This is a genomic window from Palleronia abyssalis (assembly GCF_900302445.1).
Classification (GTDB): Bacteria; Pseudomonadota; Alphaproteobacteria; order Rhodobacterales; family Rhodobacteraceae; genus Palleronia; species Palleronia abyssalis.
Map to the genome: position 1 here is coordinate 22,206 of NZ_ONZF01000008.1, position 23,676 is coordinate 45,881.

General features: G+C 65.0%; 25 protein-coding genes. 11 read left to right on the forward strand and 14 right to left on the reverse strand.

The genetic code is table 11. From position 1 onward, the window contains the following. Positions 1-23 precede the first annotated feature (23 nt). Positions 24-1,472, reverse strand: coding sequence for a diguanylate cyclase (locus PAA8504_RS15225; protein WP_181375816.1), 1,449 nt, complete (start codon positions 1,470-1,472; stop codon positions 24-26). Between the two features lie 101 nt (positions 1,473-1,573). Between PAA8504_RS15225 and PAA8504_RS15230 the strand changes: the two genes are divergently transcribed. Genes PAA8504_RS15230 through PAA8504_RS15240 form a run of 3 tightly spaced genes read left to right on the forward strand, consistent with a single transcriptional unit; the run spans position 1,574 to position 3,537 of the window. Beyond that, a complete protein-coding gene (locus PAA8504_RS15230) occupies positions 1,574-1,852 on the forward strand; it encodes a DUF3572 domain-containing protein (RefSeq protein ID WP_108895059.1) in 279 nt (92 codons plus the stop codon). Between the two features lie 60 nt (positions 1,853-1,912). Further along, positions 1,913-2,503 (forward strand): heme NO-binding domain-containing protein, encoded by a 591-nt coding sequence (locus tag PAA8504_RS15235; protein WP_108895060.1) that lies wholly within the window; start codon positions 1,913-1,915, stop codon positions 2,501-2,503. Positions 2,504-2,505: 2 nt separating this feature from the next. Next, a complete protein-coding gene (locus PAA8504_RS15240) occupies positions 2,506-3,537 on the forward strand; it encodes a GGDEF domain-containing protein (RefSeq protein ID WP_108895061.1) in 1,032 nt (343 codons plus the stop codon). Here PAA8504_RS15240 and PAA8504_RS15245 read toward each other — a convergent pair. Next, entirely contained in the window at positions 3,512-4,312 is an 801-nt protein-coding gene (locus PAA8504_RS15245; RefSeq protein ID WP_108895062.1) for a lytic murein transglycosylase, read from the reverse strand. The two genes, PAA8504_RS15240 and PAA8504_RS15245, sit on opposite strands and share 26 nt — an antisense overlap. 93 nt (positions 4,313-4,405) lie before the next feature. On the opposite strand from PAA8504_RS15245, the gene PAA8504_RS15250 reads away from it, so the two are divergent. Further along, a complete protein-coding gene (locus tag PAA8504_RS15250; protein ID WP_108895063.1) occupies positions 4,406-5,260 on the forward strand; it encodes an NAD(P)/FAD-dependent oxidoreductase in 855 nt (284 codons plus the stop codon). Between the two features lie 10 nt (positions 5,261-5,270). Beyond that, a complete protein-coding gene (gene mnmH / locus PAA8504_RS15255) occupies positions 5,271-6,332 on the forward strand; it encodes a tRNA 2-selenouridine(34) synthase MnmH (RefSeq protein ID WP_108895064.1) in 1,062 nt (353 codons plus the stop codon). On the opposite strand, the gene selD is transcribed toward mnmH, so the two are convergent. The 7 genes from selD to PAA8504_RS15290 form a co-directional block, all read right to left on the reverse strand. Continuing rightward, entirely contained in the window at positions 6,316-8,442 is a 2,127-nt protein-coding gene (selD, locus tag PAA8504_RS15260; protein ID WP_108895065.1) for a slr1591 family oxidoreductase, read from the reverse strand. The genes mnmH and selD overlap by 17 nt on opposite strands. A 25-nt stretch (positions 8,443-8,467) precedes the next feature. Further along, entirely contained in the window at positions 8,468-9,025 is a 558-nt protein-coding gene (locus PAA8504_RS15265) for a PNPOx family protein (protein ID WP_108895066.1), read from the reverse strand. After that, entirely contained in the window at positions 9,018-10,067 is a 1,050-nt protein-coding gene (locus PAA8504_RS15270) for a lipocalin-like domain-containing protein (protein ID WP_108895067.1), read from the reverse strand. The genes PAA8504_RS15265 and PAA8504_RS15270 overlap by 8 nt, the downstream gene beginning before the upstream one ends. After that, positions 10,057-12,435, reverse strand: a complete 2,379-nt coding sequence (locus tag PAA8504_RS15275; RefSeq protein WP_108895068.1) for an ABC transporter permease — start codon at positions 12,433-12,435, stop codon at positions 10,057-10,059. The genes PAA8504_RS15270 and PAA8504_RS15275 overlap by 11 nt, the downstream gene beginning before the upstream one ends. Next, complete coding sequence (locus PAA8504_RS15280; protein ID WP_108895069.1) at positions 12,432-13,100, reverse strand: ABC transporter ATP-binding protein; 669 nt, start codon at positions 13,098-13,100, stop codon at positions 12,432-12,434. The genes PAA8504_RS15275 and PAA8504_RS15280 overlap by 4 nt, the downstream gene beginning before the upstream one ends. Before the next feature lie 221 nt (positions 13,101-13,321). Continuing rightward, positions 13,322-13,708, reverse strand: coding sequence for a DUF1178 family protein (locus tag PAA8504_RS15285; protein WP_108895070.1), 387 nt, complete (start codon positions 13,706-13,708; stop codon positions 13,322-13,324). Between the two features lie 58 nt (positions 13,709-13,766). Further along, positions 13,767-14,231, reverse strand: coding sequence for an NUDIX hydrolase (locus PAA8504_RS15290; protein WP_108895190.1), 465 nt, complete (start codon positions 14,229-14,231; stop codon positions 13,767-13,769). 263 nt (positions 14,232-14,494) lie between these two features. Between PAA8504_RS15290 and PAA8504_RS15295 the strand changes: the two genes are divergently transcribed. Further along, entirely contained in the window at positions 14,495-15,613 is a 1,119-nt protein-coding gene (locus tag PAA8504_RS15295) for an acetoin utilization protein AcuC (RefSeq protein ID WP_181375817.1), read from the forward strand. 3 nt (positions 15,614-15,616) lie between these two features. On the opposite strand, the gene PAA8504_RS22110 is transcribed toward PAA8504_RS15295, so the two are convergent. From PAA8504_RS22110 to PAA8504_RS15310, 4 genes are all read right to left on the reverse strand, one after another. After that, complete coding sequence (locus PAA8504_RS22110) at positions 15,617-15,778, reverse strand: hypothetical protein (protein WP_181375818.1); 162 nt, start codon at positions 15,776-15,778, stop codon at positions 15,617-15,619. Between the two features lie 171 nt (positions 15,779-15,949). Further along, positions 15,950-16,435: a flavin reductase family protein gene (locus PAA8504_RS15300; RefSeq protein WP_108895072.1), complete on the reverse strand. Its 486-nt coding sequence runs from the start codon at positions 16,433-16,435 to the stop codon at positions 15,950-15,952. Beyond that, positions 16,432-17,316: an aldo/keto reductase gene (locus PAA8504_RS15305; RefSeq protein WP_108895073.1), complete on the reverse strand. Its 885-nt coding sequence runs from the start codon at positions 17,314-17,316 to the stop codon at positions 16,432-16,434. The genes PAA8504_RS15300 and PAA8504_RS15305 overlap by 4 nt, the downstream gene beginning before the upstream one ends. Then, entirely contained in the window at positions 17,316-18,470 is a 1,155-nt protein-coding gene (locus PAA8504_RS15310) for an LLM class flavin-dependent oxidoreductase (protein WP_108895074.1), read from the reverse strand. Before PAA8504_RS15310 ends, PAA8504_RS15305 begins: the two co-directional genes overlap by 1 nt. Positions 18,471-18,623: 153 nt before the next feature. On the opposite strand from PAA8504_RS15310, the gene PAA8504_RS15315 reads away from it, so the two are divergent. The 5 genes from PAA8504_RS15315 to PAA8504_RS15335 all read left to right on the forward strand — a co-directional run bounded on the left by PAA8504_RS15315 (position 18,624) and on the right by PAA8504_RS15335 (position 22,288). Further along, the gene (locus tag PAA8504_RS15315) at positions 18,624-19,718 is read left to right on the forward strand and encodes a Gfo/Idh/MocA family protein (RefSeq protein ID WP_108895075.1); all 1,095 of its coding nucleotides are present in this window, start codon (positions 18,624-18,626) and stop codon (positions 19,716-19,718) included. Between the two features lie 72 nt (positions 19,719-19,790). Beyond that, positions 19,791-20,039 carry a twin-arginine translocase TatA/TatE family subunit gene (locus PAA8504_RS15320; RefSeq protein WP_108895076.1) on the forward strand — a complete coding sequence of 83 codons (249 nt, stop codon included), beginning with the start codon at positions 19,791-19,793 and terminating at the stop codon, positions 20,037-20,039. Positions 20,040-20,067: 28 nt separating this feature from the next. Further along, the gene (tatB, locus tag PAA8504_RS15325; protein WP_108895077.1) at positions 20,068-20,553 is read left to right on the forward strand and encodes a Sec-independent protein translocase protein TatB; all 486 of its coding nucleotides are present in this window, start codon (positions 20,068-20,070) and stop codon (positions 20,551-20,553) included. After that, the gene (gene tatC / locus PAA8504_RS15330) at positions 20,550-21,455 is read left to right on the forward strand and encodes a twin-arginine translocase subunit TatC (RefSeq protein ID WP_108895078.1); all 906 of its coding nucleotides are present in this window, start codon (positions 20,550-20,552) and stop codon (positions 21,453-21,455) included. Before tatB ends, tatC begins: the two co-directional genes overlap by 4 nt. Next, a complete protein-coding gene (locus PAA8504_RS15335; RefSeq protein ID WP_108895079.1) occupies positions 21,452-22,288 on the forward strand; it encodes an ATP-binding protein in 837 nt (278 codons plus the stop codon). Before tatC ends, PAA8504_RS15335 begins: the two co-directional genes overlap by 4 nt. A 54-nt stretch (positions 22,289-22,342) precedes the next feature. Here the strand turns inward: PAA8504_RS15335 and PAA8504_RS15340 are convergent, their stop codons facing one another. Further along, the gene (locus tag PAA8504_RS15340; RefSeq protein WP_181375819.1) at positions 22,343-23,563 is read right to left on the reverse strand and encodes a glycerate kinase type-2 family protein; all 1,221 of its coding nucleotides are present in this window, start codon (positions 23,561-23,563) and stop codon (positions 22,343-22,345) included. Positions 23,564-23,676: the final 113 nt, after the last annotated feature.

Here is a 23,676-nt window from a genome sequence, read left to right on the forward strand (position 1 = left end):
GCGGCTATGTCGCGACGTACCGCCTAGCGGCCCGAAACGCTGAAGGCGGGCCCGGATCGGATGGCGACAAGCGGAGGGGAGCGGCGCCCGGAGCCGTTTTCGGGTGGCATCGTTTCACCTTCGGTTGCCAACCGCGACAAGTTTCGACCGTCGCGCTTCGCCCGGTAGAGCGCTGCGTCCGCAAGGCTGACCGCATGCTGCGGGTCCTGCCCCTGATTATTGCAGGCAATGCCGACGCTGACGGTAACTGGCAACGACTCCCCCTCGAAAGCGAACGGGGTGGACATGACGCCGATCCGCAATCGCTCGGCCGCGATCAGGGCTTCGGCGGGAACGGTGTCGGGAAGGATGACCAGAAACTCCTCGCCCCCGAAGCGCGCGACCAGATCGTGTTCCCGCAGATTCTTCTGCAGGGTTTGGGCCACGCCCTTCAGAACCTCGTCCCCCGCGGCGTGCCCCAAGCGGTCGTTGATGGCCTTGAACCGGTCCACATCGATCAGAAGAACGCCATAGCTTCGACCATCCACCTGCGCGCGCTGGGCCAGATCGTTCAGGTACTGGGCTGCATAGCGACGGTTGAACAATCCCGTCAGATGATCCCTCGCGGCCATCCGCAGGCTTTCGTCCAACCGCTTGCGCTGAATGTCGGCCGCGCGCTTTTGCGAAAGCTCGCGGCTGACGATCAGAGCGCGTTCCTGGAGACCGGCCTCGCTGCGCAGGATGGCGTTCGCCCCCAGATCAAGGGCGCGGGCGGCGCAATGGATGTCGGCTGACGGGCATTCCACCAGAATGGCAGTCCGGCGGGTCGCGGGATTCGACCTCAGCTCGGCCAGAAGCCACATCACTTCGTCCATATCATCTTCTTCCGAGAGGATCAGAAGGTCGGGACCCTTGCCGGATTGCGGTTCGGACAGGACCTGGCCCGGGGTGCGCAGCGCGATGGGCAGGGCAAGGCGATCCGGCAGTCCGCGCAGAACGCGCCCGGCGACGGTCCGGCCGCTGGCGACGACAGCCAGATCGGGCGGGGGAAGGAACGGCATCTGGCTTTCGGCAAAGCCGAGGCGATGCGCGGTTTCGACCTGGCCCATCAATTCCGACTTGGCCTCGTGCTGACGCAGAAGGGACCGCAGGTTCGTCAAAAGCCAGCCGCGGCCCACGGGCCGGGTCAGGACGCTGGTCGCCCCGGCCTCCAACCAGTCCGCACGCTCATCCGTATTCGTGCCTTCCACGATAACAAGGCTTGGCGGTGCGGCATTGCCGGCGTTCTTCAATTCCCGCAGCAGTTTCAGCGCACCCGAACCCGGGAGCGCAGCCTCGATCACGACAAGGTCCGCGCCTTGCCCGGTCACCTGCGCGATCGCTTCGTCGGCACTGGCGGCGGCGGTGACTTCGTAGCGCGCGGAGGACAACGCCGCCTTGAAAGCGATGCGGTTCGTGGCCGTTCCGTCTGCGATCAAAACTCGTCGCGCCATGACTGCTCCCTTAGGTCCGCCCATTCAGGGCGCCCGGTCCTTGGGTCTTCTATGCCGCCTTAATTGTTAACAATCGGTAAGGAATTTGGTTAACTTGCAACATGCAGCAGCAATCCGCCGAAAACCTCTCGCAAGACGTGCTTCTCTGGCTTACGCGCCATGAGGATCTGCTTCCGGTGTTCCTGAATGCCACTGGCAGCGACATTCCATCGGTCCGTGCAGGTTTTGAAGACCCCGAGTTTCTGGCGGCCGTGCTGGATTTCCTGTTGCTCGATGACGCATGGGTCATCGCCTTTTGCCAGGACCATGACCTGCCGCTGTCGGCCCCGTCCGAGGCCCGGGCGGTCCTTCCCGGAGGTGCGGCGGTCCATTGGACCTGAGGGAAGTTCTCTTTTTGTTAAGGCCCGGTCGGTACGTTTCTTGCTACACGGAGGGATGCCATGCACGGATTGACGGCACGCGCGCTGGAAAGCTTTGTCAGAAACACATATGGCGAAAAAACTTGGGCAAACATCGCTTGGGCGTCCGGCCTGCAGGAGGAGGGGTTTGAACTGATGCTTGCCTATCCGCCCGAATTGACCGATCGCGTGTTGGCCGAGGCTGCCATCCATCTTGCGCGGACGCGCGAGGAAGTGTTGGAAGACCTTGGAACTTTCCTCGTCTCGCATCCCAGAATGCAGCCTTTGCGCCGTCTTTTCCGCTACGGTGGGGCTGATTTCCGCGGTTTCCTGGAATCCCTGGGGGACCTGCCGGAACGGGCCCGGTTGGCGTTGCCTCATGCCGTTCTTCCGCCGCTTAGCGCGACGGAGGAAGAACGGGGGCGCTGGTCGGTGGAATGTGGACATACCACGTTCGGATTGGTTCATGTTCTGTTGGGTGCGATTCGGGCCATGGCCGATGATTACGGTGCGTTGGCCGTAGCCCAGATCGTGCCCTCGCCCGAGGCTGGGTCCGACCGGATCGAGATCGAGATCCTCGCAGGGCAATTCGCGGAAGGGCGACATTTTGAACTGAAATTATCGGCCGAATAAACATGCCTGAAAATGAGACGATGCTTCCCGTGGCGACATTGGACCGCCTGCTTCCGATGCATATGCGCCTTGCGGGCGACGGAATTATCGTAGGCGCGGGCCCTGCAATCCGTCGGCTCGCGGGGGAGCGGATGCAAGAAGGCATGCGGTTCTTCGATCTGTTCTCGATCGAACGTCCGAAGAATTGCGGCGAGATGAGCGATCTTCTCGATTGTGCGGGCGCGCGGTTGAGCCTTCGGTTCCAGGCCGGGCGCAAGGTGTCCTTGCGGGGACATATCGTGCCAGCGGGAACTCCTGATTGCGATGAGTGCGGCGCGATCGTGGACCTTGCTCTCGATCTGAGGGAGCTGGCGGATCTTGGCGGGGCGCCGATGACGGCGGCAGACTTCTCGCCGACGGATCCGACCCTCGACATGCTGTACCTGATTGAAGCCAAGACCCTCGCCATGGACGAAACCCTGCGCCTGATCGATCGGTTGCAGGGCGACCGGGCACGGGCCGAACAACAGGCCTTCACCGACACACTCACCGGGTTGAGGAATCGCCGGGCCCTGGATCTGCTTTTGAACCGGTATGTGCAGGAGGGTCAGAGTTTCGCGATGTTCGTGATCGATCTCGACTTCTTCAAGAAGGTGAACGACACATACGGCCATATTGCAGGCGATGTCGTCCTGTGCGCCGTCGCCGAGCGTCTAGGGAAAGTCGTCCGCGCCGCCGATTGCGTGGCCCGGGTGGGCGGGGACGAGTTCGTGGTCCTGCTGCCCGGTCTCACAATCGAAGACGAACTGACTGCCATCGCCAATCGCTTGATCGAAGAGATTGACATCCCCATTCCCTACGGTGACGTCGATTGCCATGTTTCGGCCAGCGTGGGGATCGCAGTCTCGACCTGGTACAACGCGCCGACAGCCGAAGACATGTTTGCCGACGCTGACTGTGCCCTTTACACGTCGAAGACGGCCGGTCGGGGGCGACATACCATGTTTGCCGCCCCGGGGTGCCCTGAACTCAACCGTCGATCTGCGCCGCCATGATGGCAATGGCCTGCTGGTAGACCGTCGCCGCGTTCCATTCCTGGATCACCCGGAAGTTCGGCTGGCCCTGCTGATACCCGGCCCCCGGGCGCCATCCCTTCTGACGCAGGAAATTCGCTGTCGAGGACAACGCATCCGTCTGGTTCGTAAGGTCGACACGGCCGTCACCATTCCCGTCTACGCCGTAGCGCACGACGTTGCCCGGAAGGAACTGGGTGTGACCCCATTCCCCGTGCCGCGCTCCAACGGAGTTCGCGGAAAGCACGCCTCGATCGACAAGCTGCAACGCTGCAATCGCGTGCGGTGTGAAGAACGACGAGCGGCGGCAATCGTAAGCCAGGGTCAGAATTGACGAGACCACGCGGCTGTCGCCCATGAAATTGCCGAAACCTGTCTCCATCCCGTGGATCGCCAGCAGAACCCCGGCAGGGACGCCGTACGCCTGTTCGAGGGACTGGTAAAATGCGGAGTTACGGCTTTTGCGCGCCTTGCCCTGCGACACGATGGTCGGTGCGCCACGCACCTGCATGAACCGATCCAGAGAGTAGTTGAAGCTTTTCTGATTGCGGTCGGCCGAAATCGTCGGCGTGGAATACGAACTGCTCATCAGGGCTTCGATGCCCCGTTGGCCGACGCCGGCTGCGCGAGCCTCTTGTGCGAAGGTCGGTTTCCACTGTTCGTACTGCCCCCCCGAATTCGAACACGGCGCGGCGGCTGCAGGGAGGGCCAGGATCGTCAGGGCGGCGGCTAGGCGAAGGGCGGGGCGAAATGACATTCATATCTCCGAATTCGGGATGGGTCAGCGTGTTGCTGTCAACGACGCCATCCACCGGTTGGTTCTCATAGTTCACGTACTATAGTGGGCCCAATGGAAAAAATCGCAATCGTGGGGGCCGGCATGGCCGGGCTTGCCGCGGCCGACCGTTTGGCCGACGCCGGTCTGGTCCCCGTGGTGTTCGACAAAAGTCGCGGCACCGGGGGGCGCCTTGCGACGCGGCGCCATAAGGCCGGGCCGTTCGACCACGGGGCCCCTGTTGCGCAGGGAGATCTCGCGTTCGATATGGCGATGGAGCGGGTGGGCGCCCGAAAATCCGGGGAAGGCTGGCGAGGGGATCCGGGCATGAGCAGCTTGGTCAAACCCCTGGCCATACGGGCCGATATCCGGACGAATTGCCGCATCCACGAACTTCGGTTCGACGATGGGTGGTATCTGGACGGCGAAACCGGCGCGGGGCCCTTCGATGGCGTGATCGTCGCGGTTCCCGCCCCGCAACTGGCCGATTTGCACCCCGATCCCGCACTGGCCAGCGTACGGATGACGGCACGATGGACGCTGTTGGTCTCTTGGCCCGAACTGCGCCCGATCTTCCCATCTTTCCCTTTCGAGGCGGTTATGAGGCAAGACAGCGGGGATGCCTGGGTTGCACACGCCGATGCCGAATGGTCGGCGGCCCATCTGGAACTGGATGCGGCCGAGGTTACCGAACGTCTCGTCGGTCTCCTGTCCGAAGCGGCGGGCGCGGAGGGGCAACCGGACTACGCCGCGGCGCATCGTTGGCGCTATGCCCGGGTGGCCCGACCCCTTGGACGGCCATTCCTCCAGATCGGTCAGAATGCCGTCGCGGGGGGCGACTGGGCGCTTGGGCCGAATGCCGGCGATGCATGGCACAGCGGCAGGGCCATGGCAGATGCGCTTCTGGGCAAAGCCAGAACAACCGGCTAGACCCGCCACCATGTCTTTCGCCCCCACCGATCTCGACGCGATCCAGGTTGCCGGTTTCGACACCGTGATCGACGTCCGTTCTTCGGCAGAATTCGCCGAGGATCATGTCCCCGGCGCAATCAATTTACCCGTTCTGGATAACGAGGAGCGCGCCCGGATTGGGACGATCTACGTACAGGAAAGCGCATTCCTCGCGCGCAAACTGGGCGCCGCCCTCGTTGCGCGAAACGCCGCGCGGCATATCGAGGGGCCGCTGTCGCACCATGACGGCGGCTGGCGCCCATTGGTGTATTGCTGGCGCGGGGGACAGCGATCGGGGTCCTTCGCGTCGATCCTCGCGCAGATCGGGTGGCGGGTCGAGGTTCTGAAGGGTGGCTATCAGAGCTACCGAAAGCTGGTGAAAGCGACGCTCTACGATCAGCCGTTTCCTTGCCCGGTCGTGCTTCTGGACGGCTACACGGGCACCGCGAAAACGTCGATCCTGGTCGAAGCGGCGCGGCAGGGGGCGCAGGTCATAGACCTCGAAGGGCTGGCGAACCATCGCGGCTCGCTTTTCGGGGCCATGGGCAAGCAGCCTGCGCAGAAGGGCTTTGAAAGTGCGCTTGCGGACATCGTCCGCACGCTCGATCCCGCACGCCCGGTCCTGATCGAGGCTGAGAGCAGCAAGGTCGGCGAACGTGTCGTGCCGCCGTCGCTGTGGTCGGCCATGCGCGCGGCTCCGCGCATCGAAGTCGTGGCGCCGCTGGATGCGCGCGCGGCCTATCTGGCCGAGGCCTATGCCGATATCACCGCCGCGCCGGAGCGTTTAAACAGCGTCCTGACGTCGATGACGCAGCTGCAAGGTCACGAGACAATCGCCGTTTGGCGCGACTTGGCACAAGAGGGAAAATTCGAAGAACTGGCGTCAAACCTGATGACGTATCACTACGACCCACGCTATGCGCGCCAGTCGACGCGCGCCGCCAGTCAACCGGTTGAGACCCTGCACGCCGACACACTGGACGACGAGAGCATCCGGCGGCTTGCGTCGCAGGTGATCGCCGCGATGGGGCGCGTTACCGGACCCGTATGAACGGATCGCCCGTCCCGAAGCGCCCGACCTCGGTCGCACCTTCGGGCAGAGGCATGTGTTCCGGCACGGCCAGAAGATACCCGCCTGCTGTCTGCGGGTCGAACAGGATGTCGATCAAGTCCGTGTCAGGCAGGTCCATTCGATCGGCCACCACACGGTTCGCCTCGTGCAGGGTGGATCGCGTTCCCATGGCCAACAGGCGCGCGGCCCCCGGAAGCAGGGGAATCGCGCCAAGCTGTAGCTCGGCTGACAGATGCGATGCCTCGCAGATGCCCATCAGGTGCCCCGCCAGCCCGAAGCCCGTCACGTCTGTCGCCGCATGGGCGCCTTCGAGGTCGATCGCGTTTCGAACAGACATGTGCCGCAAGGCGCCCGCGACCTCGGGGCCCCGTGCATCAAGCGCCATTTCCCCGGCCAGAACCACGCCGGTTCCCAAGGGCTTTGTCACGACGATCCTGTCGCCGGGCTGCGCCCCGCTCAGCAGTTTTGGGGCGCGTTCCAGCAGGCCGGTCACTGTCAGGCCGATCTGAAGTTCCGGGCCAGTCGATGTGTGTCCGCCCACGATCTCGGCCCCTACGTCTTCGGCGACCGCGGCCAGGGCCGACATGATCTCGGACAGCGTTCGCGCCTCCAACTCCGGGGACAGGCGCGGCAGGGTCAGGGCGGGAAGAAAGGCCTGCGGCACCGCCCCCATCGCCAGGCAGTCCCCAAGAGCGTGCAGCGCGGCGATCCGGGCCATCACCGCCGGATCCTCGGTAAAGGCCCGCAGGTGGTCGACGGTCACGACCAGTCTGGCCGTGCCGATCTTCAGGATCGCCGCATCGTCGCCGTGCCCTGTTTCGACATCATCGCGATGCGACGTCAGAAGCCCGGCCAGGGCGGACCCCAGCGTCGCGCGGCCGACCTTCGCGCCGCATCCCCCGCAGGGGACCTGACGGGTTTGCCGGTCCAGACCCGTGGCATGCTGGCGGGGTAGGGCGGGTTGGGGCATGCGGGGCAAATCGTCCAGCTTTGCCATGAATTTTCGGTCGATCCGATCCTTCAACCGCCACAAGGTCCTGCCGCGCAAGGCCAGGCCGAACTTGTCCGCCACGGCGGACTTTCGCCCCGTGGAGATCAGTTTGAGATAGTCGCGCTGAGGGCGGTAGGACTTCATGGTGCCGCCAGAAGCCCAAGCGCGCAAATTGTGATGCAGGACTGGTGCTTGCCGCACCGCGAAGACGCCTGCCTTCGGGCGGGGCGCGTGGCGCAGATGGGCACAATCGCCCGCGGCGAAGATCGCCGGGTCCGAGCTTTGCAGGGTCGGGCCAACCGCCACGAACCCCTCCACCAGATCCAGACCCGTCCCGCCCAGCCAATCATGCGGCCGCGCCCCGGCTGCACCCGTGACGAAGCCCGCGCGGATCGTCCGTCCATTCCGCAGGTGGACCGCGCCGTCCCGGATCTCTGCGACTTCAGCCCCCTCGATCAGCTCGACACGGTTGCGGCGAAGCTCGTCGCGAAGGCGGTCCCGGGCCCGGCGGCCCAGGCCTGACAGGACCTGCCCGGCCTCGATCAGTGTCACCGGGGCACCGCCCATCCCGTGGCTCATCGCCATCGCCAGTTCGCAGCCCCCGACGCCGCCCCCGATCACCGCCATCCCGGCCTCGGGGTCGCCAGACCGGCGAAAGCAGCTCCACGCTTCGGCGAAGCGTTCCAGCGGTTTGGCGGCGACCGCATGATTGGAAAACCCGGGGATCGCTGGCATCTCCGAGTGGATCCCGATGTCCAGCGAGGCCGCGTCGTAGCCGATCCTGCGGTCCCCCAGGATGCTGTCGTCGACAAGGACTTCCTGCGCGTCCCGGTCGATGCCGGTCGCCCGGCCCAGAATCAGGCGTGCGCCGGCAAAGCGGGCCAGCCGGACAAGGTCGATATCCAAAGTCACCCGGTCGTAATGCCCTGCCACGAAGCCCGGCAGCATTCCTGTGTAAGGCGCCGTAGGCCCGGGATTGATCAGGGTCAGGCGCGCACCGGCCAGCGGGTCCATCCCCCAACGCCGCAGGAACAGCGCGTGGGTGTGGCCGCCTCCGATCAGGACGATGTCGCGGGTCGCGGGAAAGCTCTGTCTCATACGGGGTGCTCTAGCGCCGGTCGGATCAGGGGGCCAGCCACATGCCCGCAAATCCGTCCTTCCGTTCGAACAGCGCGCGGCGATGGACATCGCCCAGATGAACGATGTCGAGCGAACTGACTTCGCCTAAAAGCACCGCAAAGCGATCCCGCTCGGCCGTCTCGCGATAGCGGGCCGGGTCGTCCAGCGGGGTCGACGGTGCGGGCTGTCCGCCGTAGTTGACGCGCGCCGCGTCGGGAAGCTTTTGCCAGCGATCCTCGACCGCGTCGCCGGTCAGGACATCGATCCGGACGCGGGCCCGGATCTGCACTGATGTCTCTTGATCCCAGAACAACAGTGTCGCCAGCGGAGTGCCCTGAAGCTCGTCCACCTTGCGGGAGGCCCGATCGGTTTGCACCTCCAGCGTGCCGTCCGCAGCGGATGCCCCACGCAGAACGACCATCCGCGCTTCGCCCCCGCCACCCAAGCCAACGGTTGCCAAGGCCGCCAGGTGCATCGCGCTGCGCGAGTCCTCCGCACCCTGCCCAAGCAAGTGCCACGCCTTCTCGCGGATGCCTTCCAGCGTTTCGAACCACTCACTCATATCCCGTCATCTCCAGGTATCCTGTCCCCTCATGCGATCCCGAAACGCGTACCGGACCTTCCCAGTAGGAATAAAGCAGGTCGTTCCAAGCCATCGAGTTGATCGCCCCGACCTCTGCGTTCAACCCCCTGGCGGGCAGGCGCACGCGCCATCGGGTCGGGACCGCGCGGCCGGCAACGGTTGTCTCATCCAGCGGTTCGGCACTGAACGCGCCGTCCTCGAACGGGGTCGGGGTGCCGTCCGCTTCGATCCACGTGGCAGAGGTGAACGAAGCGCCAGACGTTTCCCGCAGGCGGAACCCCATCAGCTTCTCACCCCCCGCGAAATGAAGCGAGAACCAGTCCCAGCCCGTCTGCGTCTCGGCCAGGGGCGAGGACGACCATTCCCGGTCGAGCCATGCGCGCCCGGTGACGGCCACATTGCCCGAAGGCAGGGTCAGTTGTCCGCCAACTGTATAGAACGGCTGCGAGTAGTAGTAACTCGCTTGTCCCTCGGCCGACTTGACCGAATACCCGCCCGCCCCTTGTGGCACGAACGGTCTGTCCGCGGACAGGGCCAGGTCATAGGCGAAATCACGCCCTGACGCGGTCAATCGAACCTCAGACAGGGTGGGGCCGGACATCCGCCATTCGTCGATCCAGGCGTCGAACGGATCCACGTCGACGCCCGCCTGTCCGATGCCCCCGCGGGCCAGACGTTCTGTCGCGACATGCAGATCCGGCGTGGTCAGCGCAGCATGGCCCAGCCACGCCTGCGGGGTGGCCCAGCCGGACCCGCCTTCGGTCGACAGGGCCGACCGGAACAGGGTCCACTGGATGCCGTAGGGCGTTCCATCGGGACCTTCGAGGTTCGCGGTCACGTACCACCACTCGATCCGGAAATCGGGGTGGGGACCGTGATCGGCCGGGAAGGTGAAGGACGGTTCGGGCTGCGGTTCGGCGAAACCGGCCGACCCGGCGCCCAGACCGGCAAACCCCTGCGCCTGCGCCATCGCGGGCAACGTGGACATCAGAAGGGCGCGGCGGGTGATCCTAGCGTTCATGGGCAAACACTTTCAGAAGGGCCGACGGCGGCGTGCGCGCCAGCCTGATCGCCGGCAACAAGGCCGCGAAGGCAGCCGCGACCAGCGACATGGCGAACAGGCGCAGCCAGTCCAGAGGGAACAGGCGCAGGGGCAGCTTCCAGCCGAACGCCTCGACATTGATGACCGACAGCAGAACCCAGGCAAGCGCGATGCCCACCGGAAGCGAGGCCCCGAAGGTCAGCGCCGCCAGCAACACGGCGCGGCCAAGGTCCAGCGCGGCCAACCTGCGGCGCGTGACTCCAAGCGCCCAAACGGGGGCCAGTTGAGGTAGACGCATGGTTGCGATGGTCAGAAGCGATGTCAGGATCGCAAGCCCGGCGACGCCCAACGTCAGTACGTTCAACGCGGCGGTCACGGTAAACGTGCGTTCGAATACGTCGAGGGAGATGCGCTTGATCGCTTCCTGATCCGTCACCTGATCGGGGCCAAGGTCGAAGCGTTCCCGCAATGCCGCCTCGACCCGCGGCACATCCTCCAGCGGAAGGCGCAGGCCGAAATCGTGTTTGGGCGCGTCGGGAAACAACCGGTCGAATCGGTCCAGCCCCACCATCGCCTGTCCCTGCGGATTGCCGTAGTCGCTGTAGACGCCTGCGATGGGCGCGCGCCAATCCCCGATCTCGATGGTATCCCCAGTCCAGAGATCCTCGCGCCGGGCGAGCTGTTCATTGACCAGCGCGGCATCGCCCGCCGCGACGCGCGACCAGACGTCGGGCCCGGCATCTATCACCGGCCACAGATCGGTGTAGGTCGTGTGGTCCGCCGCCACACCGAACACCTGTCCGGGGGCGCCGGACAGGTCGGCCTCGGCCGCGCGGATCGGCAGGATGGCCTCTACGCGGGGGCCCAGGAACTCGCGCATCTCGCGCGCTTGCGCGTCATCTTCGGCGCTGACGTAAAGCTCGGCGGCAAGGCGTTGATCCAGCCATCCGGTGAAGGTCAGCCGGAACGAATTGACCATCGTGCCGACGCCGATATTCGCGGACAGGGCCAGAAGCAGTGCCATCAGGGCCAGCCCCAACCCCGGAAGCTGGTGTTCCGCATCGGCCCAGAACCATTCGGACCGCGGGCCGCGGGCGGTCCGGGACAGCGACGACAGCACCATGTGCAGAACCACGGGCAACAACAGCGCCGCACCCATCAGCAGGCCGCCCAGAAGCACGAAGCCCGGAATGAGGCCGTCGAATCCGATCCACGCCGCACAGGCCACCCCGAGACACAGAATCGCCGCACCTCCCTGAAGTTGTCGGGTCAGGGTCGACCCCCGACGCCATACCCGCGGATTGGCCGGGGCCAGCAAGGGCAGGCGCGCCGTCTGCCACAGGGATCCTGCGGCGGCAACGGCCGTGCCCAAGACGGCGATGGCCAGCCCCGACAGCCACCAGATCGGGCGCAAGGAGAGGGTTCCTTCGACCGACGCGCCGTAGAGGCCGCGTAAAGTTGCCGCAACGTCTGGGATCAGGACCGACGCGATGACGTATCCCAAAGCCACCCCGACCGCGCCCGCGACCAGGGCGAGGATCAGGAGTTCGAGCGACAAAAGGCCCAGAAGCGTAAGGCGTGGCAATCCAAGCGCGCGCAGGGTTCGAAAGACGCTGCGCCGTTGCTCGAATGCCAGTCCGATCGCACCGCGCACGATGAACAGGCCCACGGCAAAGGACAGGAAACCGAAGGCCGTCAGGTTGAGGTGAAAGCTGTCGGTCAGGCGGGCCACGTCCGCGCCTGCCCCCTCGGACCGCTGCAACTGCGGCGCGATTTCGTCCAGCGGCGGCGCATTGAAGGAAGGTTCAGCGGTCAGGATCAACCGCGAGATCTGCCCCTCCATCCCCAAAACCGTTTGCGCGATGCCGATATCCGCATAGGCGGTGCCCTGGGGGATGCCCTCGGCCTCTATCGCCGGGGGCAGGCCTGCTGCAAGCTGTGTGCCGGGGGCGACAAGAAGCTGCCCCGGGGGGGTGATAAAGCCCGTGTCAATCTGCCGGGCCCCCAGCCCGGTAGGCTGATCCTCTGGCGGAAGGGTGAACGGATCGATGCCGACGATCCGCAGACCGCCCGCATTGCCCGTGACGATCGGACTGACCGGCCAGCCGGCGCGGCGCAGCGCAACGTAAGTCTCCTGCGGGATCGGGCCGTCCGCGGTCAGCCGGGCACGGGAGCCGGCGGCCATCGTTCCCGCCGCGCGGTCGTAGCTTGCGCGGGCCTCGGCGTTGATCGCCTGGACCCCGGACCAGAGCGCGGTCGCCGTGGCAAGTCCGATCACCAGCGTCAGAAGCTGAACCGGATGCCGCCGCCAATGCGATAGAAGGGCCAGAAGCGCGACCCGGATCATGCGATCTGTCCCCGCCGCAGGACCAGCTTGCGCTCCATCCCGTCGGCCAGGGAATGGGAATGCGTGACGCAAAGAAGCGCGGCCCCTGTTTCGGCGACGAGGTCGAGCATCAGCCGCAGCACCGCTTCGCCCGTTTCTTCGTCCAGGTTTCCCGTGGGCTCATCCGCCAGAACCAGCTCCGGGCGCAGGGCCAGTGTTCGGCCAATGGCGACCCTTTGTTGTTGGCCGCCGGACAGCTGTTCGGGGCATTTCCTCAGGTGGTCGGTCAATCCCAGCCGCGCGGCCAGGTCTGCGGTCCAGTCGGGATCGTACCGCCCGGCCAAGCGCGCCTGGAAGGCGATGTTCGACGCAACGTTGAGCGACGGGATCAGGTTGAATTGTTGAAAGATCACCGAGACGCGCGACCTTCGCAGTTTGGCCCGCCCGCGGTCATTCAGTGCGGTCACGTCGGTCTCTCCCAATCGGATGTGGCCCCCGTCGACCGTATCGAGCCCGCCGATCACATGCAGAAGCGTGGATTTCCCGGACCCGCTTTCGCCTGTCAGTGCCAGTGTCCGCCCGGCATCCAGCGTGAAGGACACACCGCGCAGAACTGGCACCGGGCCATCCGCGCCATGAAAGGTTTTTTCGACCGCATCGACGCGGAGAAGAGTACCGTTTGCCATGGAATGCGACCTAGCCGCCCACCGGAGGGCGCACAGGGGGGTGCGACCGGGTGCGCACGAGGAATTGGCGAAGCGTTCCGGAGGGCAGGTGCGACAGGATTGGGAATGATGCCGTCAAGTTGGCCCATCGAAGCCACTAGGGGCACGGTAGAGAGCACAATGGACCGCTTTATCCGGAGATCGTTGCGCTTGATCGAACGTGTGTCTGAACTCGGACGACCTTAATTCGCCTTACGTTTCGGAATGAACGGCAGGGGGGCGATCGGAACGCCATCCTCCACCAGCGCCTTCGCGTCCTCGGGCTTGGCCTCGCCCCAGATCGAACGTTTGGGACTGTCGCCTGTGTGCATGGCGCGGGCTTCCGACGCGAAGGAGGTTCCGACATAGTCCGACTCTGCCTCGACCTTGCGACGTAGGCGCGCCAGCGGATGCTCCTCCGGGGCCTTTGCCGATACACGCGGGGCCATCGGGGCCTTCTCCACGCGGGTTGAGCCGCAATCGGGGCACTCAACCCGACCTTCGGCGAGCAGGGTGTCGAAGGCGTCGGCGGATTTGAACCAGCTTTCGAAACTATGGTCCCGACGGCATTTGAGAGAATAGCGGATCATGGCACGATCATTCCCAGGGCGGCCATCGGTACATAAGGACGGTCCGCGTTTCGTGCAATCAGATCAGGCGCTTCTGCAATGCCGGGTCGGACAGAAGCTCTGCAAGCTCGATGTCCGATACCGTCTTTGCGGCCTTCTTCAATGCAACCCACTTGCGCTTCCGGCAGGGCTTTTCGTCCCAGTCGGACAGAAGCCGGGTTACCTCGACCGGATAGACGACCGCGACGACCGGCAGCTCCCCATCTTCGAGGATCTTGGTATAGGTGAAGATGCCAAGGCACTGATCCGCCGGGACACCGATCACACCGGCTTCCTCGAAAGCTTCCGTAGCGGCGACCTCGGCCGGGGTCTTGCCGTTCATCGGCCATCCTTTGGGGATGACCCAGCGTCCGGTGTCGCGCGTGGTCACCAGAAGAACCTCGATCTTCCCGTTGCGCCTGCGCCAGGGAAGGGCGGCGAACTGCGCGCGCATGTCACGCTTGCCGAAACTCGACATGCGGATCGGGTGCCGTATCTCCTTCATGGTTCCCATCGTACTACGCTCTGCTCACCGGCCCGTTCGGGCTATTCTTCTGCTATCCCTTAAGTTTACGCCGGGATCACCGTCATTCAAGTAGAGGTTGACCCCACCATTCGTGTTGTAGCCCATCATACGTGAAAAATGTACTAATTGATGTATTTTAGAACGGTAAAACTCGGAAATCAGGGCTTTGGGGCATCTTTCGGGCCCCTGGCATGGTCTGACGGCGTCGAAGCGACCTCTCCGGCCATCGGGGCCCGGGCCTGGTGATCTCGCGTTTCATCGGATCGGAAATTTATCGCGGATCCAGCTATGGCGGGGCACACCCGTTGCGCATTCCTCGGGTATCGACCGTCATGGACCTGTCGTGCGCCTTGGGGTGGTTGCCGGGGACGAGTTACCTGACCTCACCCCGCGCGAAGCCGGCCGCTCTGACCGCGTGGCATACACCGGACTACATCGCCGCCCTTCAAGCGGCCGAGCTTACCGGGTCCGTCAGCGATGACGTTCGGGCGCGCCATGCCCTCGGGACAGCATCGAACCCCGTCTATCCCGAAGTGTTCCGGCGCCCGGCAACCGCGGCGGGCGGGTCCATCATGGCGGGGAGCATGCTGCGTGCCCCGGGGCGGCTCTACAACCCCGGCGGGGGGACGCATCACGGTCTGCCCGACCGGGCGAATGGCTTTTGCTACCTGAACGATCCTGTCCTTGGGATCTTGAGCTTGCGCCATAACGGCCTGTCGCGGATCGCCTATGTCGATATCGACGCCCACCATTGCGACGGTGTCGCAGCCGCCTTCGAAGGCGACCCGGATGTCCTGATGATCTCGAGCCATGAGGCAAGGCGATGGCCGTTTACCGGCCCGCTGGAAGAGCGGGGTGTCGGCAACGCCTGGAACATGCCTTTGCCGCGGGGCGCGCATGACGACGACATGGCCGCCGTCTGCGACGGGCTGATCCTGCCGCGTGTCGCGGCGTTTCGCCCCGATGCCATCGTCCTGCAATGCGGGGCCGATGCCGTCACCGAGGACCCGCTGTCGCGGCTTCAGATGTCGAACAACGCTCACTGGCGGGTGCTTCGCGGTCTGATGCCGCTCTGCGACCGGATGCTGGTTCTGGGGGGAGGGGGCTATAACCCCTGGTCGGTCGGTCGGCTATGGACCGGCATCTGGGGGACGCTTTCGGGCCAGGATATCCCGGACCGACTTCCCCTGAATGCCCAGAATGTCCTGAGGGGCCTGTCCTTCGATCACCCGAGGCTGGGCCGGTCCGTCCCCGAGGACCTGTTCACGACCCTGGCAGACCGGCCGCGGACCGGCGCGGTGCATGATGACGTGCGAAGCGGGCTCGCCACATTGGCTGCCCGCGCGCGCGTCTGGGTGTAGGTTTCAGAAAAGGTCGGGGAATTCGGCCTGCATCTGCGGGGTCGCGTGCGTGTTCTCCGTCGGGAACGCCTTCTCGTGGGCAACCTGCGATATCGCGGCGCCCCCGGCCAGCGTCGAGGCGGCCACACAGGCGGCGACGATGTAGGTTCTGCTTTGCTTCATCATGATACGTATCCTTGCGTGCTGTCGGCGGTCGGACCCGCCTTGTGGCAGAAGATACGTACGGAGCCATCCCGAAGTTTCACGCAACCGCGCACACCGCGGGGCACTTTTTTGCGCATATGTTCATGCAAGCGCGGCTTGAGGCCCGGGCGCTTCGTCCCCATCGCTTTTGCCCTAAGCTTGGGCGAAGCCGCCGTATCGGCCATGCGCGAAGATCAGCGGATCCCCCTCGCGGTGCTGGGCATCGAGGACCTTGCCCACCACGATGGCGTGATCGCCGGCGTCGTGGACGGCATGCGTCGCGCAGTGGAACCGGGCCAGGCAATCCTCGATCAGAGGCGTGCCGTCCGCGGCGAATGTCGTCTGGACGCTATCGAACATGTCGGCTTCCTTCACGAAACCGTTGCTGATCGCGGATTGACCCGATCCCATGACGTGGATCGCGAAACGGTCGCATTCTGTGAAGGGGGCGAAGCGGCTTGACGACTTGGCGGGCATCCACAGAACCAGCGGCGGGTCCAGCGACACCGATGAGAACGAGTTCGCAGTGATCCCGACCGGCCCGGTTTCCGTTCGTGTGGTCACCACGGTCACGCCGGTGGCGAACCGCGAAAAGGCGTCGCGCAGCTCACGCTGGGTAAAGGGGGTCAGGCGGCTCATGGCACCTCGTGGCCCAGGGCATGGGTGTAAAGCTCGAACCAGGTCTGACGGTCCATCTCGACCTTCAGCGCGTCAGAGGCACTTCGGATGCGGGCTAGGTTGTTGGTGCCGACAACCGGCAGAATGCCGCTGGGATGCGCCAGAAGCCAGGCTATCGCCACCGCGGCGCGGTCGGTCCCGAAGCGATCTGCCACTGTATCCAGGGCTTGCGCCAATGGCCCCGTGCCGGTCATCAGCGCGCCGCCCCCAAGCGGGGACCAGGCCATCGGCGGGATGCCGCGTTCCTGCAGGAAGGCAAGGTCTCCGTTCGTGAACGGGGCGACCTGGGCCAGGCTGATCTCGATCTGGTTGGTGACGAGGGGCGTCTTCATCGCCGATTGCAGAAGGGTCCAGTCATGCAGCTTGAAGTTCGACACCCCGACCGCGCGCACCTTTCCGGAGGCCACAAGGCCATCCAGCGTCTGCCCGGTCTCGTTGTGGTCCATCAGCGGATCGGGGCGGTGGATGAGCAGCAGGTCGATCCGCTGGGTCCCCATCAGCCGAAGCGACGCGTCGACGGAGGCCTCGATATGGGCGCGACTTGTGTCGTAGTGCTTCACCCGCGCGGCCGAATGACGGCCCGCGGGCGCGACGATATCGCATTTGGTGACGATCTCGATCCGGTCGCGCAATTCGGGTGTCAGCGCGGCGCCCAGCACCTCCTCGGCCATGTAGCCGCCATAGATGTCAGCCTGATCCATGGTCGTTATGCCCTGCTCCAGGCAGGCTTCGATCTTCGCCTGGACATGCGCAGCAGAGGTGTCGTCGGCCTCGGCCAGGCGCCACATGCCATAGACGATGCGGCTGAGGTCCAGATCGGGCGAAAGGCGGACGCGGTCCATTAGCGGCGATCTCCGGTTCCCAAGGGCGTGTCTGGCGTGCCGTCCGGCACGCGGCCATACACATGGGGCAGTGAACAGGTTTTCAACTCGGGCATGACGCGAGAGCCGAAATGCCGGGCCTCGTCGATATGCGGATAGCCCGAGAAGATGAACGCCCGAATGCCCATCTTCTTGTAAGCCTCGATCTCGGACAGCACCTGATCGGTCGATCCCACGATGGCGGCCCCGCAGCCTGACCGCGCCCGTCCGATCCCGGTCCAAAGATGCGGCTCGATATAGCCGAACTGATCGGCAAGCTCGCGCGCCCTGGCCTGATGCGACACTCCAAGGCTGCCGGAATCGTGGGCCCGTTCGCGGATCAGGCGGCCGTATTCGTCGTCGAGTCTGGCGGTCAGATGCTCGGCGTATTCCTTGGCCTCGGCCTCGGTGTCGCGCACGATCATGTGGACGCGCAGCCCGTAATCCAGCGTGCGCCCGTAGCGTTCGGCGACGGCGTTCACCGCCTGCATCCGCTCGGCCAGCTGATCCTTCGGTTCGGGCCACATCAGGTAGACGTCGCAATGCTGGCCGCACAGCTCCAGCGCGGGGGGCGAGTAGCCGCCGAAATACAACAAGGGGCCGCCGGTCTGATAGGGCACGGCGGGGTCGGTCCAGACATTCTCGAACTTGTAGATTTCGCCGTCATAGTCGATCCGGTCGCGGGTCCAGGCCTGCTTGAGGATCTCGACCACCTCGCGCGAGCGCTGATAGCGATAGGCGCTGTCGGCTTTCTCGCCGGGAAAGTCGGAGGAGATCACGTTCAGGGTCAACCGCCCTTCCAGCATGTGGTCCAGCGTCGCGACGGTGCGGGCCAGCATGATCGGCTGCATCTCTCCGCAGCGGATCGCGGCCAGGAAATTCATCCGGTCGGTCAGGGGCGCCATGCCGGCGACGAAGCTGAGCGTATCCTGCCCGACCTGATACGAGGACGGGCAAAGGATATTGCGAAAACCCTGCTGTTCCGCTGTCAGCGCGATGTCGCGGCAATGGGCGAAACTGGACCGCAGATCCGCGTCCGGCACGCCCAGCTGGCGGTAGTCGTCCGAGCAGAGCGCCGAGAACCACGACACCTCGGCAGCGTCGAGATCGGGGGAGGTGATGGGGACAACGGTCATAGCGTGCTCTCCTTTGCGCCTTGCGTAGCAGCGCCGCGCGGGTGCATCAATCTCGGGTCGCGGTCCCTGTCCCGCATGCCTTGCAGACAGGATCGGGCAGGATGCGCGAATATGTGAAGTCGCCACGCGAAGCGGCGGGATTCGAGGTCAGAAATGTCGGAAAAGGTCAATTACGGAATCATCGGCAGCGGCATGATGGGGCAGGAGCACATCCGCAATATTGCCCTTCTGGAGGGTGCCGAAGTCGTTGCATTCCTCGAACCCGACCCCGGCATGGCAGCCGCGACCGCTGCACTGATCCCCGACGCGACCCGGTACGGATCGATCGCCGAACTCCTGAACCATGCCCCCCTCGACGCTCTGGTGATCGCGTCGCCGAACTATCTGCATGTGCCCGAGATCATGGAGATCGCCGAGCGGCGTCCTCTGCCGTTGATGGTGGAAAAGCCCGTCTACACCTCGCCAGACCAAGCCGACGTGCTGACCTCGCTGGGCTATCCCGCGCCGATCTGGGTGGCGATGGAATATCGCTACATGCCGCCCATCGCGAGCTTCATCGGCAAGGTCCAGGATGTCGCCGGTACGGCGTCAATGCTGACGATAAGGGAGCATCGTTTCCCATTCTTGCACAAAGTCGGCAACTGGAATCGGTTCAACGCTTTTTCGGGCGGAACCTTCGTCGAAAAATGCTGCCATTTCTTCGATCTGATGCGCCTGATCCTGAACGCCGAACCCACCCGCATCATGGCCAGCGCCGCGCAAGCGGTGAACCACCTGGACGAGAACTACGAGGGGCGGGCGCCGGACATCCTCGACCATGGCTATGTCATCTGCGATTTCGACAATGGATCCCGGGCCATGCTGGAGCTGAGCATGTTTGCTGAAGGCTCGACCTACCAGGAGGAATTGTCCGTGGTCGGTCCCCGCGGCAAGATCGAGGTGCACGTTCCCGGTCCCACCCGGTTCTGGCCCGACGACCTGGGCCCGCCACCCACAGCGCGGATCGTGACCAGCCCGCGCAGCCCCAAAAGACCGAGGGAGATGGTGATTCCCGTCGATCCCGCCCTTCTGGCCGCCGGCGATCACAACGGCGCAACGTTCTATCAGCATCAGCGCTTCCGCGAGGTCGTCCTGGGCCGCGCCGAAGTCGAGGTCACGCTGGAGGACGGGATGCGCGCGGTCCGGATGGGGCTCGCGGCCCAGCAATCCGCTGCCGACGGCGTCGCCGTGCCCATGTCCGCAACGTGATCGCTTTGTTCTTCAACTTAGGTGGCGCATCCCCTAAGTAGGGGGCGTCAAAGCCGGGGAAGGGAAAGACCCATGCTCAACAACATAGGCCTGCCTGGCCTTCTGCTCATCGCCGTCGTCGTGCTGGTCCTGTTCGGCCGCGGAAAGATCTCGTCGCTGATGGGCGAGGTCGGCAAAGGCATCACCGCGTTCAAGAAGGGCGTGGGCGAGGGGTCCAAGGAAGACGACGCCGAAGCCAAGCGCATCGAGCAGCAGGAGGAGGTGGGCACGCCCGCCGTCCATTCCGAGAAAGCCGACGCCGAGCCGGTCCGCAAGGGCTGATCCACTCCGTTAGGGAAGGCGCGCCCCCATGTTCGATATCGGGATGACCGAGCTTCTGGTCATCGGCATCGTCGCGTTGATCGTGGTCGGGCCGAAAGACCTGCCGGGCATGTTTCGCACGCTGGGCCGCTTCACCGGCAAGATGCGGGGAATGGCGCGCGAGTTTCAGCGCGCCATGGAGGACGCGGCCGACGATGCCGGGGTCAAGGATATCGGGCGAGACCTCAAGGGTTACTCGAACCCGAAGAAATACGGCCTCGACAAGTTGAACGAGGCTGCGAGCAGCTTCGAAAAGTGGGATCCAATGAAGGAGCCCCGCAAGACCGACTCGAAGAAGGGTCCGGCGACGCAAGCGCTGTCCGAAGAACGCCGCGAGAAATCCGAGCGGTTCAAAAAGGCCGCGGCGGACCGCGCCCAATCCCGCCTGGACCGGGAGGCTGAGACGACCTCGGCCGATACTGGCCCCGTAGCCCAGCCGGATCCCGCCGCCCCGGCCGAGGAGCCGAAGGAATGAGCGCGACCGACGACGAGATCGAGGACAGTTCTGCCCCGCTGATCGAGCATCTGGCCGAGTTGCGCACCCGCCTGATCCGATCCGTGATCGCCTTCATCATCGGCATGGTGATCTGTTTCACCGTGGCCACGCCGATCTTCAACTTCCTGACCGAACCTCTGTGCCAGGTGTTGGCGCAACGGGGTCAGGACTGCGACCTGATCTTCATCTCGCCGCAGGAAGGCTTCTTCGTCGCGATCAAGGTCTCGCTTCTGGGCGGGTTGTTCTTGTCCTTCCCAATGATCGCCTACCAGCTCTGGCGGTTCGTCGCACCCGGCCTCTACCGGACCGAGAAAGGGGCGATGCTGCCTTTCCTGGTCGCTTCTCCCTTCATGTTCGTCGCCGGGGCCGCGTTCGCGTTTTACGTCGTCACCCCGCTGGCCTACGACTTCTTCCTGGGCTTCCAGCAGTTCGGCGCAGAGGGCGAGGCGGTCACCCCCGAAATCGGCGCGCCGCTGTCGGTGGTGTTCCAGGGTTCGGCGCAAGAGTACCTGAACCTGACGATCAAGTTCATCGTCTCGTTCGGCCTGTGCTTCCAACTTCCGGTTCTTCTGACCCTTCTTGGAAAGGCGGGCTTGGTGTCCGCGCGGGGGCTTAAGGACGTTCGCAAATATGCGGTTGTGGGTATCCTGGTCCTGGCCGCGCTGGTGACCCCGCCCGACGTCATCACGCAGGTGATCCTGTTCGTCGTGGTCTACGGCCTCTACGAGGTGTCGATCTTCCTGGTCGGCCGGGTCGAGCGGAAGCGGGTCGAGCAACTGCGTGCCGAAGGTGTGCTGGGCGAAGACGAGGATCTCTACAGCTTCGACGAGGATGACGATCTCGGCGACGAAGAGCCCGAGGACGATACCAAGCGCCCATGAGCGATGATCTGACCCGTATCGCGGCGGCGCTGGAGCGAATGTCGCCGCCGCCGTTGGAAACGCCCGACTTTTCCGCGGCCGAAGCGTTCCTGTGGCACACCCGGCCGGATCGCCTGCAACCCGTGGCGCAGGTCAATCGCGTGGATGTCGGCCTTCTGGTGGGCATCGACCGGGCGCGCGAGACACTGTTGCAGAACACCCGTCAGTTCGCGGCCGGTCTACCGGCGAACAATGCCCTTCTGTGGGGCGCACGCGGGATGGGAAAGTCATCGCTGGTCAAGGCGATCCACGCCGAGGTGGCGAAGACCCACCCCCTGAAGATCGTCGAGCTTCAGCGCGAGGACCTGCCCTCGGTCGCGCGGTTGCTGGACCACCTTCGCGCCGCCCCCGACCTGCGGTTCCTGCTGTTCTGCGACGACCTGTCGTTCAGCCATGACGACCAGCATTACAAGTCGCTGAAGGCCGTTCTGGATGGCGGTATCGCCGGTCGGCCAGACAACGTGCTGTTCTATGCGACCTCCAACCGGCGGCACCTGATGCCCCGCGACATGATCGAGAACGAGCGTAGCCAGGCGATCCACAAGTCGGAAGCTACTGAGGAGAAAGTATCGCTTTCGGACCGGTTTGGCCTGTGGTTGGGGTTTCATCCCTGCGATCAGGACGAGTATCTGGCGATGATCCGCGGCTATTGCGATGCGTATGGCGTCGCGGTGGACGACGCGACGCTGCGGGCCGAAGCCATCGAATGGCAGGCGACCCGCGGCGGACGTTCCGGTCGCGTCGCCTGGCAGTTCTTCACCGATCTGGCCGGGCGGACAGGCGTGCGCCTTTAAGGCAAGGCGGCCGGGCGTTCGATCCGGCGCGCCTTGCAGGCGGTACTTCAAGGGTTACCGGATCAGCCCGACCATGATATCGGCGACATTCGTTCCCGTAGGCCCCGTCATCAGCAGGTCGCTTGACGCCTTCAGGGCCGGGTAGGAATCGTTCCGGGCAAGCGAATTCGCGGCATTGATCCCGGCGGCAGCCATGCGGTCCAGGCTACCCCGGTCGACCACGGCGCCGGCCGCATCCGTCGGGCCGTCGCGACCGTCCGTTCCCCCGCTGAGGAAGACCCAGTCGCGATCAAGGCGCGCCAGTCCCACCGCAACCCGCAAGGCCAGTTCCTGATTGCGCCCGCCTGACCCGTTCCCCGTGACACGCACCGTTGGCTCACCCCCGGCGACAAGGGCGAACGGCCCCCTCACCCCGGCCATCACCTCCACGATACGGTCGGCAACGTCCGCGACATCGCCATCCGTCCAACCAGACCAGCGCCGGACGGGCCAACCGGTCAACGCGTCCTCGGCCGCGAGGATCGACGCCTCGTTGCCCCCGACGATCACGTTTCGCGCGACTCCCGGAGCCACGGGCCGAGCCTGTTCGATGGCGTGGCGCACCGACGGGGGAGCCGATTGCCAAAGCGCCAGATCTTCGAGAATCCGGCGTGCTTCCAAAGGGTCGGGCGCAATCTTGGCCGTGGGTCCGGATGCCACGATACGCGGGGCATCGCCCGGAACGTCCGACAGGATCAATGCCACGAGCCTGCCATTTGCCGCCCGCGCCAAGCCGCCCGCTTTCAGGCGAGAGATCGCGCCGCGAACCACGTTCATGCGATGAATATCCGCACCGGCCTTCAGCAGAAGCTCGTTCACCTGCCGAAGCTCGGCCAGGTCGATCCCCTCGATTGGCGCTTCTGCCAAGGCCGATCCCCCGCCCGACACCAGGCACAGGATCGGGCCGGTCGCCCGCGTCGCGCTGCGCAACAGCGCCGTGCCCCCGGCAATCGATCCAGCGTCTGGAACGGGATGCCCGCCCACAATCACCTCGATCCCCGGGATCGCACCGACCGAGGGTGCGACCGCGACGCCGCCTGCGATCTTGGCGCCCAGCAGATCGACGGCCGTGCGGGCCATCGGAAGGGCGGACTTGCCCAAGGCCAGGACCGTCACGCCAGGCGCATCCAACAGGTCCGCCACGTCGTCCATACCACGCCGGACCGCCGCCTCGGGGTCCGCGCGCGTCACTGCGGCCCAGAAGGCCCGTCGTGCCGTATCCCTTAGATCGTCCATCGTTCCGGCCCCCGCGCCGCACAAGAGGTGCCGACCGTCGCAAACAGTCCGCATGGTTTGCATAGCCCATGCGATCAGTCGCGCGAAGGCCGGCGCGGCACTCTGGTCGTTGT

Excerpts from the sequence above, each read along its gene's own strand:
- tatC (WP_108895078.1), top strand. The coding sequence starts at position 20,550 with ATGAGCGCGACCGACGACGAGATCGAGGACAGTTCTGCCCCGCTGATC.
- PAA8504_RS15240 (WP_108895061.1), top strand. The coding sequence starts at position 2,506 with ATGCCTGAAAATGAGACGATGCTTCCCGTGGCGACATTGGACCGCCTG.
- PAA8504_RS15275 (WP_108895068.1), bottom strand. The coding sequence starts at position 12,435 with ATGATCCGGGTCGCGCTTCTGGCCCTTCTATCGCATTGGCGGCGGCAT.
- PAA8504_RS15285 (WP_108895070.1), bottom strand. The coding sequence starts at position 13,708 with ATGATCCGCTATTCTCTCAAATGCCGTCGGGACCATAGTTTCGAAAGC.
- PAA8504_RS22110 (WP_181375818.1), bottom strand. The coding sequence starts at position 15,778 with ATGATGAAGCAAAGCAGAACCTACATCGTCGCCGCCTGTGTGGCCGCC.
- tatB (WP_108895077.1), top strand. The coding sequence starts at position 20,068 with ATGTTCGATATCGGGATGACCGAGCTTCTGGTCATCGGCATCGTCGCG.
- PAA8504_RS15280 (WP_108895069.1), bottom strand. The coding sequence starts at position 13,100 with ATGGCAAACGGTACTCTTCTCCGCGTCGATGCGGTCGAAAAAACCTTT.
- selD (WP_108895065.1), bottom strand. The coding sequence starts at position 8,442 with ATGAGACAGAGCTTTCCCGCGACCCGCGACATCGTCCTGATCGGAGGC.
- PAA8504_RS15270 (WP_108895067.1), bottom strand. The coding sequence starts at position 10,067 with ATGAACGCTAGGATCACCCGCCGCGCCCTTCTGATGTCCACGTTGCCC.
- PAA8504_RS15265 (WP_108895066.1), bottom strand. The coding sequence starts at position 9,025 with ATGAGTGAGTGGTTCGAAACGCTGGAAGGCATCCGCGAGAAGGCGTGG.
- PAA8504_RS15235 (WP_108895060.1), top strand. The coding sequence starts at position 1,913 with ATGCACGGATTGACGGCACGCGCGCTGGAAAGCTTTGTCAGAAACACA.
- PAA8504_RS15230 (WP_108895059.1), top strand. The coding sequence starts at position 1,574 with ATGCAGCAGCAATCCGCCGAAAACCTCTCGCAAGACGTGCTTCTCTGG.
- PAA8504_RS15300 (WP_108895072.1), bottom strand. The coding sequence starts at position 16,435 with ATGAGCCGCCTGACCCCCTTTACCCAGCGTGAGCTGCGCGACGCCTTT.
- PAA8504_RS15225 (WP_181375816.1), bottom strand. The coding sequence starts at position 1,472 with ATGGCGCGACGAGTTTTGATCGCAGACGGAACGGCCACGAACCGCATC.
- PAA8504_RS15245 (WP_108895062.1), bottom strand. The coding sequence starts at position 4,312 with ATGTCATTTCGCCCCGCCCTTCGCCTAGCCGCCGCCCTGACGATCCTG.
- PAA8504_RS15310 (WP_108895074.1), bottom strand. The coding sequence starts at position 18,470 with ATGACCGTTGTCCCCATCACCTCCCCCGATCTCGACGCTGCCGAGGTG.
- PAA8504_RS15335 (WP_108895079.1), top strand. The coding sequence starts at position 21,452 with ATGAGCGATGATCTGACCCGTATCGCGGCGGCGCTGGAGCGAATGTCG.
- PAA8504_RS15290 (WP_108895190.1), bottom strand. The coding sequence starts at position 14,231 with ATGAAGGAGATACGGCACCCGATCCGCATGTCGAGTTTCGGCAAGCGT.
- PAA8504_RS15315 (WP_108895075.1), top strand. The coding sequence starts at position 18,624 with ATGTCGGAAAAGGTCAATTACGGAATCATCGGCAGCGGCATGATGGGG.
- mnmH (WP_108895064.1), top strand. The coding sequence starts at position 5,271 with ATGTCTTTCGCCCCCACCGATCTCGACGCGATCCAGGTTGCCGGTTTC.
- PAA8504_RS15340 (WP_181375819.1), bottom strand. The coding sequence starts at position 23,563 with ATGGACGATCTAAGGGATACGGCACGACGGGCCTTCTGGGCCGCAGTG.
- PAA8504_RS15250 (WP_108895063.1), top strand. The coding sequence starts at position 4,406 with ATGGAAAAAATCGCAATCGTGGGGGCCGGCATGGCCGGGCTTGCCGCG.
- PAA8504_RS15320 (WP_108895076.1), top strand. The coding sequence starts at position 19,791 with ATGCTCAACAACATAGGCCTGCCTGGCCTTCTGCTCATCGCCGTCGTC.
- PAA8504_RS15305 (WP_108895073.1), bottom strand. The coding sequence starts at position 17,316 with ATGGACCGCGTCCGCCTTTCGCCCGATCTGGACCTCAGCCGCATCGTC.